The sequence below is a fragment of the Arthrobacter sp. B6 genome (assembly GCF_001663775.1).
Classification (GTDB): domain Bacteria; phylum Actinomycetota; class Actinomycetes; order Actinomycetales; family Micrococcaceae; genus Arthrobacter.
Genome location: NZ_KV467168.1, coordinates 161,047 through 174,183 on the forward strand (window position 1 = coordinate 161,047; position 13,137 = coordinate 174,183).

Below are 13,137 nucleotides of genomic sequence, written 5' to 3' on the forward strand. Positions count from 1 at the left end.
TGAACCCTTGGAGGAACACCATGAAGACCATAAATATAGTTCGGACTGCCGCTGCGCCTTTCCTGAAACCGGCGCTGTAGGCCATGAATGGAAAACTGGCGGTTATAGGCCTGGGCAGCATCGGAAGCATGGCGTTGTGGCAGGCATCGCACCTGACCGGCTCGGTCACCGGATTCGAGGCACAGTCACCTGCTCACGGCAGAAGCGCCGTCGGCGGCGACACCCGCCTGTTCCGCATGATCTACCTCGGCAACCCCAACCTCTACCCCATCCTGGAACGCTCACGCGATCTCTGGGCCGAACTCGAAGCCGAAACCGGACAGAACATCCTCACCCGCTGCGGTGGACTGTCCATCGGCACCGTCGACGGACCTTACATCCGCAGCCTCCTGGAAACCACCCGAACCAATAGGGCTACCCACGAGATCCTCAGCCGCGAAGAGATGGCCGAGCGCTACCCGCAGCACAACCTCCGTCCGGATGACTGCGCTGTCTACGATCCGAATGCCGGTGTCCTACGCACCGACCGCGCCGTCACTGCCGCTGTCGCCGCTGCCCAGGGCAACGGCGCAACCGTCCACACGAATACCCCGATCGACCGCATCACTGAAACCGACGACGGCGTTGTCGTCACCTCCGGAGACATCTCCTGGACCTTCGAGAACGTCATTGTCTCCGCTGGGGGCTGGTCCCGGCGGCTCATGCCGGACTATCTAAGGGCACACACGGAAACACGCAGGGTCTTCCTGTCGTGGTTCGTTGCCCGTGACGCGACCCAGTTCATCCCGGAAAAGTTCCCCACTTTCAACCGGATGTACGAGGACCGCTCCATGTACGGGGCGCCCGCCGTCGACGGGGTCACAGTCAAAGCCACCCTCGACGGCAGGGGCACAGTAACACCCGACCCCGACGGTTTCCCCAGAGAACTCTCAGCAGCCGAAATCGCCGAGACCTTCGAAACGGTCTCGGAATTCATCCCCGGTCTCAATCCGACGATCGTTCGCTCGGACGCTTTCCCGGACCTCTACACCAGGGATCGGAACCCGCTGCTGGGCTGGCTCGGCGAGTCAAGCAGGATCTACTGTGCCACAGGCTTCTCGGGAGGCGGATTCAAGAATGCCACCGGGTACGGCCATATTGCTGCATACGAAGCGTTAGGCAACCAGTCACTCGAAGGCCTGGAATTTGTACGCCCGGAAAGGTTCAAGACGAGCTAACCAAACCTGGGCAAGCTCCCCGCGGTTCCGCCAGCAGGCGGCAAGATCGGCATCGAGGAGTTCATCTAGTACAAGTACACCGCAACAGCAATCTAGAAAATATGCAGCATGGCGAGTCGGGAGATCAGTGGGATGTCAATGGCGGCATCAGAAGGACTCTTTGCAGTGGAGGGAAGAACCACTGCGCAGATGATCGCAGACCAACGAATCCCTTCTGGCGCGCCAGCTCAACATGTCCCGAGGTCCTCTTCGGGAAGCACTGCAGCGGTTATGCCAGGAAGGAATCCTCGTCAGTAGGCGTAACTACGGAGTGTTCGTTTTGGAAGTAAAAACGCGTGACCTCAAAGAGATCTACGAGGTTCGCGAGTCCGTCGAATCCGCCGCCGCCAACAGGCTGTTGGACGGCAGCCGGCAGCAGGTCAAAGACACCTGCGAAGTGCTCAGGAAAATTGTGGGCGAAATGGCGAAGCAGATGCCCACTTCCGACGCCGGCCATCGCGCGGCTCGACATGCAGTTCCACTCAGCCCTTGTTGCCGGCACGGGTAAATTCCCGTTTCATCAGGATATACAAGACACTCGCGGCTGAATCGAGGATGTGCATCCTCGACCTGGAAGTCTCCTACCCCAGGATCGACGTGCTGGTTCAGGAACACAGAACATCCTGGATCTGTTGGAGGCGGGCGACAGGAAAGGTCTCCTCCAGGCCATCGAGCGGCACATGCAAAAAGCCGTCGAGGACCTCACTGCGACTCAGGTGGACAAACCCATCCGCTCCTCAGGAGTTCTCCTGCCCCAGCTCCAACGTCCCGGGAGGGCGGACCTGTTGGCGAGGGCCCCTAGGACGCCCACGTACGCGATATAATCGACAATCGACAAGAGGGGCGGCACGATGGACAACAAGTTCAAGTGGCAGGAACAGCGGACCACGACGCCGGACGGTGTGTACCGCGTGCTGCGTACAGCGATCCTGGACGGAACGGTGCCTCCCGGGGAACAGTTGCGCGAGACGCACATTGCTGCCGATCTCGGGATAAGCCGGTCCCCGCTGCGTGAGGCGCTGACCAAGCTTGAAGAGGAGGGGCTGGTTGTGAAGATCCCCTTCAAGGGATCGTTTGTTGTGGAGGTGAGTGCTCGCGACGTCGCCGACATCGCATCAATCCGAATGCTTGTCGAGCCTTACGCTGCTGAGCTCTCGGCCCCGACGTTGCGCGGTCCTGAGCGGCTTCGGTTGAAGCAGACCATCGAGGAACTTTACCGGGCCACGGACACCAACGACATCCCGGCAAGCGTCGACGCTCACCTTCGCTTCCACAGGCTCTTCTACCAATTCTCGGGAAACGCCGCCTTGCAGGCTCTGTGGAACGGTTGGGAGAACAAGCTGCGGCTCTACTTCGCGGCCGACCATCCTACGTACAGCGACCTCCATGAAATCGCCGTTGAGCACGAGAGACTGGCCGAGCTTGCTTTGGAAGGTGACATCGATGCCTTCCGTCGGGAGATGGAGAGCCAATTCCACAATGCGCTCAGCGGGGAAGATCTCAACCAAACGTAACTACACGCCCCGGTGCAGCAGCAAAGACCCAACAAAAAATTTAATCAAGAATGTAAATCCGGTCTCTCGCATTGCGGCCGTCGGGGTTATTCTCAAAGTGCGTATCCAGTTGCGGGGGGCATCCGGGCGGGGGCTAGGCGCACCCGCGGTTGACTGCCGCGGGCCAGTTTCATTTTGCATCCACACCGGGGAAAACCGGCGGATTAAAGGGAAGCAAGCATGGGCCGTCGACGCGCAGCAACTGACCCCAGGTATCCACGCTGGATTTGGATCGCTGCGGCGGCCACCGTGGCACTTCTTATTGTTGGCGGCGCATTCGCACTGCGAACGCTGATATACCCCGAGGGTTCAGGGCAGGGAGGGACTTCAGCGGGGAATGGCAACACACCATCAGCCGGCGAACCCTTGGCGCAGGACAGTCCGGCCCCGGCCGCCGGCGCCTCTCCCTGCATTTCCTTGAAAATCCTCACTTCGCTGGAGAACGCGGAGATGGTCCGTGCCCTGGCGGCCGAGTACACGGCGAAACCCCGCAGCGTGGACGGCAAATGCGTGACGCCGGAAGTGACCCAGGAAAAATCGGGCCTCGCCGCCGGCAAGGTTGCTGGGCAATTCCCAGGCGTTCCGGCCGGCGACAGGCCCGTCATATGGCTGCCGGACTCCTCCGCGTGGTTACGAACCGGAGGGGAAGGTGCCGGCGGAAGCCCTGTCCCCCAGGAGGGAATCAGCCTCGCCCGGAGTGCGGTCGTCGTGGCCATGCCGGAGACGATGGCCGGTGCCCTCGGCTGGGACAGCAAACCGCCGTCGTGGTCTGAGGTGTTCAGGATGGCCGAGGACCAGGACGTCTGGGAGCGCCTCGGGCACGCCGACTGGGGCAAGTTCAAGTTTGGCAAGGCCAGTCCGCTCGTCTCGACGTCGGGCCTGATGGCCCTTGCCGCTTCCTACGGTGCCGCCGGCGGCAGCGTGTCGGGTTTGGACGACATGGACCTGGACGCGCCGTCCCTGCTGGAGAAAGTGCAAGCCGTGGAACTGGGCACCAGCCACTATATGGCCACCCCCGAGCATTTTCTGTGGCATGCCAGGGAGGCTGACGACGCCGGGAACGTCTCGGAATTCCTCTCCGCAGTGATCGTGGACGAAAAATCTGTCTGGGACTACAACCGGGGAGTGGTCAGCGAGGACGGAATAACGAAGCAAACCGGTCCCGCCCCCAGGGAGCCCCTCATTGCCATCTATCCCCACGACGGTGTACATGTGGCGGACAACCCGGCAGTAATCCTCGACGGAGATTGGGTAGGGAGCCAGCAGCGACTCGCGGCTCAGGATTTCCTCGCGTTCGCAGTGACGGAACAGGGGCAAAACGTCGTCAAGGCCTCCGGGTACCGATCCATCCAGGGCAAGCTGGATAGTGGCGTTGCGGGGACAGGACGGTACGCCGAGACGCTCCAGCCGCTGCCACTGCCCAGGGCGGAGGCTCTTGTTGCCATGCAGGACAGCTTCCCCGACGTCCGCAAGCGGGCCAGGGCATTATTCCTGCTGGACGTCTCTGAGTCCATGGTGCAGGAACCCGGAGTGACCAAGCTGCAACGGGCTAAGGATGCCGTCCTCAAGGCACTGGACCATTTCACGGGTGAGGATGAGGTTGGACTGGCCGCTTTCTCCCATGTCAACGATGGCCCCCTGCAGCCGGGCATCGTCAGCCCGGTGGCCCCGTTCAAGACCAATAAAGAAGACCTCATCGCCCAACTCAACGGGCTCCAGGCGGTGGACGCGACGCCCCTTTTTGAAGCGGTGAGCCGCTTCGCGGGCGACCAAGCCAAAGACTATAAAGACACCTTCATCAACACCATCGTGCTTTTGAGTGACGGCAAAAACGATTCCACCCATCCGGGAGACCTGAGCGGGCTCTCCGAACAGTTAAGCCATCAGAACCACTCAACGCCGGTGCTCGTCTTTACGCTCGCTTACGGGCCCGACGCCGATGTCCCCACTCTGCTGGAAATCGCCAGGTCCAGCGGAGCGCACTACTATGACGCCACCGATCCGAACAGGCTCGAAGAGGTGCTTGGCGAATTGGTGACCAGTTTCTAGGACCATGAGGCAGGTGCGGTTTCAACGGCTTAATGCCCTGCCCCAAACGACTGGAAGGGACTAACCATGCTGATATGTGCAGCCTGCGCCGTCGAACGCGACGAACCGACCCCGGAGCTCTGCCCAATCTGCACCGATGAGCGGCAGTATGTGCCCGAGGACGGACAGAAGTGGCTCACACTGGACGGGCTGGTGCAGAATGGCCAGCAGACAGCGTTGAAGGAAAACGAGCCGGGACTTATCGGGATAAGGACGGAGCCAAAAGTCGGGATCGGCCAGACAGCGCAGCTTGTGGTGACCCACGAGGGTTCGCTGCTGTGGGATCCGGTCGGATATGTCGATGACAGTGCGGCGAACGCAGCGTTGGAGCGAGGCCCTGTCCTGGCGATCGCCGCCAGCCATCCACACATGTTTGGTGTACAGGTCGAATGGTCGCACCGACTCGGTGGCGTCCCCGTACTTGTGGCGGACGCAGACCGGCGATGGCTGGGACGCGAAGATCCGATCATCAAATACTGGTCCGGCAGTCATACTATCGCCGAAGGATTGACGCTGCACCAGACCGGGGGCCACTTCCCCGGCAGCGCGGTGGCGCACTGGGCGGCCGGGGCGGGCGGAAGAGGAGTGCTGCTGACCGGTGACAGCGTGTATCCGAATCCAGACCGCCGCTCCATCTCCTTCATGCGCAGCTACCCGAATCATTTGCCGCTATCCGGCGCCGTGGCGTTGCGAATCGCCGCACAGCTGGGAGACCTCAAATTCGACCGGATCTACGGCAACTTCAACAATGTCATCGCGTCCGGGGCCAAAGCCATTCTGCACGATTCCGCGCAAAGGCACGCTGCCTGGGCGCGGGGAGACTTCGACCATTTGACCTGAACCTGCCGATTTCCCCGTTCTCTTTCGATAGGGCCCACCCTGTCACCACTTCCGGGACCCCACGTGCGGGGCTACGGCGATTCCTCATGGTCTGTATTTCCGATTCACCAGGGTTTAGCCTCTGTTGTATGGACGAACCACATTCACTGGCGGTTGTGGTTGCCCATCCGGACGATGATGCCTACGGTTGTGCGGGCTCCATTGCCCTGCACGAGAACGACCCTGGGTTCCGCTTCTGCCTGGTGCTTGCGACCGACGGCGGGGCGGGGCAGATCGCTGCGGGCGTCCCGACTACGCCTCAGGAGCTGGGAACATGGCGGCGAAGGGAAAGTGTCAATGCTTGGCGGGCCCACGGCACCATTCCGGACCGGCACGTATGGCTGGACTACGCGGACGGGCACGTGGCGGAAGTTGATTTCGACGAGCTGGTCGGCAGAATCCTGGAGATCCTCCTCCAGGAGCGCCCGCAGGTAGTGGTAACTTTCGGACCCGATGGGATCACCGGACACCGGGACCACATAGCAGTGGGCAGAGCCACCGATGAGGCCTTCACACGGGCACGGCAGGTGCCTGGCCCTGGCTTGAAGCGGCTCGTTCACGGCGCCTTGCGGGCGTCGACCTTTGAACGCTGGAACCAGACGCGTCGACAACAGGGCATGGAACCCTGGGACCCTGCCCGTGAGTATCACCTGCGCCCGGTTCCCGATGAACGGATCGATATTGACGTGGACACAAAGCAGGTAGCGCACCGGATAGTCGCAGGCCTGTTGGAGCACAAATCCCAGCGGCATGTCCTCGTGGACCCCGGGGTGGACGAGCGCCGATGGGCCAGAATTGTGTCCCGGGAATCATCTGTCATGGCGTGGCCGGTAAGGCCGCCCAACAGCCCACTCCTCACCGACCTGTTTGAGGGACTGTGAATCCATTGACGGAGGCGGGGGTGACAGCCGCTGTGCGAGCAGCGCAGCGAACAGGCCATGCACACCCGACACCGGCAGGACTATACCGCTTTTTCGATGTCGGCGAGACGCTGGTTGAGCCGATCCACCTCATCCAGCACTTCAGTGGCCGCCCATGCCTGACGACGCTTGGACTGGCCGACTTTGGAGATGACCCCGGCAGTAGTGAGCCTGTCCAGGGCAGCGTAGACGGAGCTTTCTGCAACGCCGGCGATGTGCGCGGCGCTGTTCGCCTCGAACACCGGGCGTTCGAGCAGCCAAGGAATGATCTTTTCGTCGGCCGAGCCCTTCCTCGGCCTGGCCAGCTCAAACCACAGGGCTGGAAGGGCATCCAGGGCGGTGACACTTTCCCGCGCGGCATTGGCAGCGTGAAGGGCGGAACGCGCCAGGTACAGCACGAATGCATCAGCCTCACCGGCGCGGTAATTATTGACGAGCCTGAAGTATCTGTCCACGTCGGCCACCATTGCCGAAGCGATGGGAGTGACCGTGTTCCGGGTGAGTCCGCGGCGGCGGGAGATGGCACCTATCAGAGCCCGGCCGATGCGGCCGTTGCCGTCGGTGAACGGGTGGATGGATTCGAACTGGGCGTGGGCGATCGCGGCCTGGGCCATGATGGGGACGTCCCTGCGGTTGCAATAAACCATCAGATCGTCCATGAGGTCCGGGACCAACTCCGGCGGTGGCGGGACATGAATTGCTCCGCGGGGCGAGTAGTCGCTACCGCCAATCCAGTTCTGCACGTCACGGAGTTTTCCGGCGTAAGGAGCGTCCACCGGATCATCTTTCATGAGCGTGTGGTGGGCCGCGAGCAGGTCCACCAGCCGGATCTCGCTGGCGTGCCCGGCGGCGTCGATCATGCCCTGGACCGCGTCGGCCGCGGCCACCATGGAGCGGGCGTTGTCGCTGGCCTTAAGACCGATCATTGCCCGAGCGTAGTCGTCCCGGTTCGCGTGGACGTGTTCTATCTTGGACGAGGACACCGCTTCGCTGCGCAGCAGGAAGCCGCTGATGGCCGCCATCCGCGTCCCTGCTGTGACGTCCAGGGAGGCAACCGCCACGGCCGCCTCCTCGAGAGCCACGATGGTCTCGCGGCCCGGGTCGTACCAGCATTCCGCGATCATCGGCGGCAGCGAGACGGTAACCTCCCTGAATTCACGGTCCTCGCGCGGCGGCCGCCCGGACGACTTCCACGGAACGCTCCTGCTTCCGTGGACAGGCCAGGGCTCAGTCATGATCCTCCAAAGCTCCAACAGCGGTAGTCTTATTTAGATTTTACGCCTAAAACCTAAATAATGGAGTCCTTGTTGCTGGTTGTCCCTGTGGCAGCGTACCGAACGGTCCGGTCGAAACCACAAGGAGCGGCAACGTACAGGACGAGCCGAGGTAGCGAGTTATGCCCTGGTGAGGCGTTGGATCCCGGCTACTGCGGAGCTGCCAAGATCACTCTTGCTGAGCGCCTGCTGAACTTGGAGGGCATCGGCCCAAACGTCGGTAGTGCTGACAGCCGCCCAGTTTGAGTTCAACAGCGTGAGCAGGGTTGTGTGGACCGTCCTTGCGTCGGCAAGTCCTGCGTCTACCAGACATTAGCTTCGGTAAATCACGCTTCGCCAAGCCCCGCAGGTCTTTCCTGACGCCTTGGCGATGTCACCTCGTCATAGTTGAAGGTTCTCCCGAGGTGCGGGTCGCCAGGTCCTGCAGGTCGGTCGAAGGCCCGAGCGCTACGGTTAAGTTGTGGCAAGCATCCGTTGACGGGTACTCACAACCGAGTGTTTGCCATCAGCAGCGAGAGCTTCCCGACTGCTGGACAAACACCCGAGGAGGTCGCCATGACGGTCACTTTCAACCACACCATCGTCTACGCAACGGACAAGCGCCGTTCGGCGGAGTTCCTGGCGAACGTGCTCGGACTGCCTGAACCCCAAGCCATGTGGTCTTTCATGACCGTGCCCCTCGACCAAGGAGTGACCCTCGATTTCGCCACGGCAGATCGGCCCATCTCTCCGCAGCACTACGCCTTCCTGGTCAGCGAGGAGGACTTCGACGGAATCCTCGCAAGAATCCAGGCCCAGGGCATCCCCTACTGGGCGGACCCGGGACGGTCCCGCCCGCAGCAAATTAACCACAACGACGGCGGACGTGGCGTCTACTTCGCGGATCCTGACGGGCATTTCCTCGAGGCGATCACGCGTCCGTACGGATCGGACGCTGGATGAAGTCCTCGGTTCGCTGGCGGTTGAGTTGCTGTTGGTCGTCAGCTTGGCGCACCGCGATTGGCCTGCTCCATTGCGAGCAAAAACGGGACAATCCCGCCCACGGAGCTAACGTGCGGACTTCGTGACGTGCCGTCGGCAGCGCGTTTGCTTAACGAAAGCTCCATTATCGACGTTTTTGAAGGGGCCCGGGGCTGGCGGCTTAGCCGTTGATGATTTGTGGGGTGCCGAGGGCTTTGAGGCCTTCGACGCCGAATTCGAGGCCGTAGCCGGATTGTTTGGCTCCGCCGAAGGGAACCCGCGGGTCCACGGCTCCGTGTTTGTTGATCCAGACGGTGCCGGCCTGGATCCGGGCTGCGACTTTCCGGGCTGCTGCGGGGTCGGATGACCAGACGGAGGCTCCGAGTCCTACATCGAGTCCGTTGGCCATGGCGACTGCTTCATTGACGGTGCTGTATTTGATGATGGGCAGTGCGGGGCCGAACTGTTCTTCGGCGACGAGGGGGTTGTCGTTGTCGATGTCCGCGACCAGGGTGGTGGGGTAGAAGTAGCCGGGCTGTTCCTGCGGAGGGTTGCCTCCCGTCAGGATGCGCGCTCCGGAGTGTTTGGCTGAGTCAACGAGGCGGTTGACGATGTCGAACTGCTGCTTGTTCTGCAGCGGGCCCAGCACGCTGGTCTCGTCCAGGCCGTTGCCCATCGGCGCAGCTGCCGCGACCGCACCGAGTTCTTCACAGACGGCGTCGTAGATGTCTTCGTGGACGTAGAGGCGTTTGAGGGCCGCGCAGGTCTGGCCGGAGTTGATGAACGCACCCCAGAACAGATCCTGGGCGATGGCCTTGGGGTCGGCGTCGGGCAAGACGATGCCGGCGTCGTTGCCGCCCAGTTCCAGGGTCAGCCGCTTGACCGTGTCAGCGGAGGATTTGATGATCGCCTTGCCCGTGGCGGTGGAGCCGGTGAACATGATCTTCCCGACCGCGGGGTGCCCGGCCAGCCGTTCGCCGACGTCACGGCCGCCGGAGATGACGCTCAGGAGACCTTCAGGCAGTTCCTCGTTGATGACCTTTGCCAGGGCCAGCACGCTCAGTGGAGTGTATTCGGAAGGTTTGACCACCACGGAGTTACCCATCCGCAGGGCGGGGGCGATCTGCCAGACGGTGATCATCATCGGCCAGTTCCACGGGCCAATGGCGCCCACAACACCAATAGGCCTGTAATGCAGCTCGGCACGGGTCTGGCCGTCATCCACGATGGTTTCGGCCTCCAGCGGGATGGTGGCGGCTGCGCGGAGCCAGGCCACACAGGAACCCACTTCGAAGCGGGCGTTGGGCCCGTTCAGCGGTTTGCCCTGCTCACGGGAAAGCAACCGCGCGAGGTCCTCAGCGGAACGTTCCACGGCATCTGCCGCCCGCAACAGAGCAGCGGACCGGCCCTCATGCCCCAGCCCCGCCCACGCCGGCTGCGCCGCGAGAGCGGCAGCGACAGCGCGGTCCAGGTCCGCAACACTATGAACGGGCGCCTCACCGACAACACCACCGGTCGCAGGATCGAGCATCGTCCTGGTCTCACCAGTGCCGCCGCTAACCGCGGCCAACAGTGCATCGTAGCTTTCCATGATCACTCCACATCAGGTAGTTGGTTGCCCGGGGAATATGTCTGATGATTCTGTGCCTACTCGGTACCGGGCTTGCTAGTGGCAAAGAGCGAGTACCAGTTCGTTAGTGGGAATGCCGCGACCTGGTCCTCGTGCATCAACGGCAGCATTCCTTCTGCTGTCTTAGGCCGCGGCTGTGGGAGCGGTCCCTTCGTCGGCCAGGGCTGCCATTTCCTCCAGCATGACCGATGTGAGCCTGTTCTCCAGGTCGGCGTGTTGTGCCGAGCCGGCCAGGTTGTGGAGTTCATGCGGATCGGTCCGGTGGTCGTAGAGCTCGGCGTTTTCCGTTCCGAAGAAGCGGGTCAGGCGCCCTTCCGGAGTGATGACTGTCCTCATCCGTACCGGCCCGGGGAGTCCAGGCAGGCCGAAGGGTTGTTCCTCTTCCACCAGCAAGGCGTGGCGGTGTTCGCCGGTTTCGCCCCGCAACAGCGGGATCAATGAACGGCCCTGAATTCCGCGGAAGGCGGGTGCGCCGCTGAGCTCCAACAGGGTGGGCACCAGGTCCGGGCTGGACACGAGCGCGTCGCTGCGCCGATGAGTGCCGCCGGGCACCGCGATGACCAGCGGCACGTTGGTCACCGCCCGGTAGTGGCAGAAATGTTTCAGCATCAGTCCGTGATCGCCGAACAGATCTCCGTGGTCGCTGGTGAACACCACGATTGTGTCTTCGGACAGGCCCTGGGTTTCGAGTTCGGTCAGAATCCTGCCGATTTGTTCGTCCATGAGCGTGATCAGCCCGTACTGCGCCGCGGCGGCGTGCCGGTACTGCTGTTCAGTGGGCGCCCAGGTCATCGTGGGATCGGTGCCCGGCTCGCCTCGGTGCCCGATCATGTGCTGGATGTGTGCCGGTGACTTGGTGTGGTCCTGCTCGAAGCCGATCGGCAACTCGAGCAGGGCGGGGTCGTACATGGTGTCGTAGCCGGCGGGCGGTGAGAAGGGGTGGTGCGGGTCGGGGAAGGAGACGAACATGAAGAAGGGGCGGTCTTTGCCCCCGGCGTCCTTAAGGTGCTCCACTGCCTTCTCGCCGATGTAGGTGCTGGGATGGAGCTCGGCGGGGACTGCTGTCCTGTATACCTGGTCCCAGCCGGGGTAGAGGTTCTCGGAATGTTCAGGTCCGCCGATGACGTCGGGATCGACGCCGCGTTCGCGGGCCCAGTGCAGGTAATGGCCGCCCGGGTGGTCGCCGTGACCCACTACGAGGTCGACGTGGTCGTACCCGTAGTAATCCGGGGGCAACTCGATGAAACGTTCTTCGTGTGCGGCCCGGTCCTCCCAGCCGTCCCATCCGGATGTTTCCCGCCGGGCATTGCCGGCGGCGGGGTCCAGCAGCAGCGGATCGGTGGCGTTGATCTCCTGCTGTTGCTCCGGCTCGAAGTCCCACCCCATGTTCTGGTGGTGTAGCTTCCCCACGCCGATCGCGTGATAGCCCACTTCACCGAGTGAACGGACCAGGGTCCGCGACTGGGGATCCAAAGGGATCCCGTTGCAGCGCGTCCCGTGGGTTGAGGGCCAGCGCCCTGTAATGAGGCTGGCCCGGTTCGGCATGCAGGTGGGGTTGGCCACGGTGGCGTTGCTGAACACTGTGCCCCGCGCGGCCAGCGCGTCCAGGTTCGGGGTCTGGACAATGCTGTTGCCGCCGAAGCCCAAATGGTCTGCACGCAGCTGGTCAGCGATGATGAACAGGACGTTGGGACGCCTGGTGGTCATGCCGGCCTCTTGATCAGGGACAGGACGTCGGTGCGCTGGTGGGCAAAGTCCGGCAGGGAGCGCGTCGTGATCTGGTCCCTGGGGGCCGGCAGATCAATGTCGATCACTTTCAGGACCCGTGCGGGTTTGGAGCCCAGGACGACGACGCGGTCGGCCAGGTACACGGCTTCGTCGATGTCATGGGTGACCACCAGGATAGTCATGTTGAAGTCACGGCGGATTTTCAGGCACAGATCCTCCAGGTCGAACCGGGTCTGGGCGTCAACCGAGGCAAAGGGTTCATCCATGATGAGGATCTCGGGCCGGTAGGCCAGGGCGCGGGCGATGGCGACGCGCTGCTGCATCCCGCCGGAGAGCTGCCATGGATACTGATGCTCGGCGTGCGTTAGCCCGACAGCTTCCAGTGCGCTGTCGCAGCGTTCCTTGACTTCGGCGGCGGGCAAGCGCATATGCCGCAGCGGGAGGACGAGGTTTTTCCGCACCGTGAGCCATGGCATCAGGGAACGGTTGTAGTCCTGGAAGACCAGGGCCATCTCGGGCGGCGGTCCGCTGATGGTCCGGCCGTCAATTGCAGCGCTGCCGCTGGAAACGGGATGAAGGCCGGCCAGGCATTTAAGCAGGGTGGTCTTGCCGACGCCGGAAGGGCCGACGATGCAGACGACTTCACCGGCCTCGACGCTGAAGGTCAGGTCCTCGATCACTGTCTTGGCGTTCTCGCCGGATCCGTAGGTCTTCGCCAGGTGCACCACATTGAGGCGCGGAACGGACTGTTCGGGGCTGTCTGGTTGCTGTGCCATGGCTTTTTTCCTGGACTGGGGAGGGACGTTCTTGTCCGGGACGGAAGCATCCGGGGCATTGGTGGTTTGCATC

General features: G+C 62.6%; 11 protein-coding genes. 6 read left to right on the forward strand and 5 right to left on the reverse strand.

Translation table 11 applies throughout. The features are described from left to right. Window positions 1-83: 83 nt before the first annotated feature. The gene (locus tag AU175_RS00685) at window positions 84-1,217 is read left to right on the forward strand and encodes an FAD-dependent oxidoreductase (protein WP_066285112.1); all 1,134 of its coding nucleotides are present in this window, start codon (window positions 84-86) and stop codon (window positions 1,215-1,217) included. A gap of 268 nt (window positions 1,218-1,485) precedes the next feature. Here the strand turns inward: AU175_RS00685 and AU175_RS22120 are convergent, their stop codons facing one another. Further along, window positions 1,486-1,728: a hypothetical protein gene (locus AU175_RS22120; RefSeq protein ID WP_231938621.1), complete on the reverse strand. Its 243-nt coding sequence runs from the start codon at window positions 1,726-1,728 to the stop codon at window positions 1,486-1,488. Between the two features lie 379 nt (window positions 1,729-2,107). On the opposite strand from AU175_RS22120, the gene AU175_RS00700 reads away from it, so the two are divergent. The 4 genes from AU175_RS00700 (at window position 2,108) to AU175_RS00715 (ending at window position 6,657) form a co-directional block, all read left to right on the forward strand. Further along, window positions 2,108-2,770 (forward strand): GntR family transcriptional regulator, encoded by a 663-nt coding sequence (locus tag AU175_RS00700; RefSeq protein ID WP_066285118.1) that lies wholly within the window; start codon window positions 2,108-2,110, stop codon window positions 2,768-2,770. A 456-nt stretch (window positions 2,771-3,226) separates the two neighbouring features. After that, window positions 3,227-4,858 carry a vWA domain-containing protein gene (locus tag AU175_RS00705; protein ID WP_197496995.1) on the forward strand — a complete coding sequence of 544 codons (1,632 nt, stop codon included), beginning with the start codon at window positions 3,227-3,229 and terminating at the stop codon, window positions 4,856-4,858. A gap of 66 nt (window positions 4,859-4,924) precedes the next feature. Beyond that, window positions 4,925-5,737, forward strand: coding sequence for an MBL fold metallo-hydrolase (locus AU175_RS00710; RefSeq protein WP_066285122.1), 813 nt, complete (start codon window positions 4,925-4,927; stop codon window positions 5,735-5,737). Between the two features lie 128 nt (window positions 5,738-5,865). Next, a complete protein-coding gene (locus AU175_RS00715; RefSeq protein WP_066285123.1) occupies window positions 5,866-6,657 on the forward strand; it encodes a PIG-L deacetylase family protein in 792 nt (263 codons plus the stop codon). Between the two features lie 80 nt (window positions 6,658-6,737). Here the strand turns inward: AU175_RS00715 and AU175_RS00720 are convergent, their stop codons facing one another. Then, window positions 6,738-7,931, reverse strand: coding sequence for a Fic family protein (locus AU175_RS00720; RefSeq protein WP_066285125.1), 1,194 nt, complete (start codon window positions 7,929-7,931; stop codon window positions 6,738-6,740). Between the two features lie 594 nt (window positions 7,932-8,525). Here AU175_RS00720 and AU175_RS00725 point away from each other — a divergent pair. Continuing rightward, the gene (locus AU175_RS00725; RefSeq protein WP_066285126.1) at window positions 8,526-8,912 is read left to right on the forward strand and encodes a VOC family protein; all 387 of its coding nucleotides are present in this window, start codon (window positions 8,526-8,528) and stop codon (window positions 8,910-8,912) included. Between the two features lie 199 nt (window positions 8,913-9,111). Here the strand turns inward: AU175_RS00725 and AU175_RS00730 are convergent, their stop codons facing one another. From AU175_RS00730 to AU175_RS00740, 3 genes are all read right to left on the reverse strand, one after another. Further along, the gene (locus AU175_RS00730; RefSeq protein ID WP_066285129.1) at window positions 9,112-10,521 is read right to left on the reverse strand and encodes an aldehyde dehydrogenase family protein; all 1,410 of its coding nucleotides are present in this window, start codon (window positions 10,519-10,521) and stop codon (window positions 9,112-9,114) included. 162 nt (window positions 10,522-10,683) lie between these two features. After that, window positions 10,684-12,267 (reverse strand): sulfatase family protein, encoded by a 1,584-nt coding sequence (locus tag AU175_RS00735; protein WP_066285131.1) that lies wholly within the window; start codon window positions 12,265-12,267, stop codon window positions 10,684-10,686. Next, window positions 12,264-13,064, reverse strand: a complete 801-nt coding sequence (locus tag AU175_RS00740; RefSeq protein WP_197497118.1) for an ABC transporter ATP-binding protein — start codon at window positions 13,062-13,064, stop codon at window positions 12,264-12,266. The genes AU175_RS00735 and AU175_RS00740 overlap by 4 nt, the downstream gene beginning before the upstream one ends. Between the last annotated feature and the right edge of the window lie 73 nt (window positions 13,065-13,137).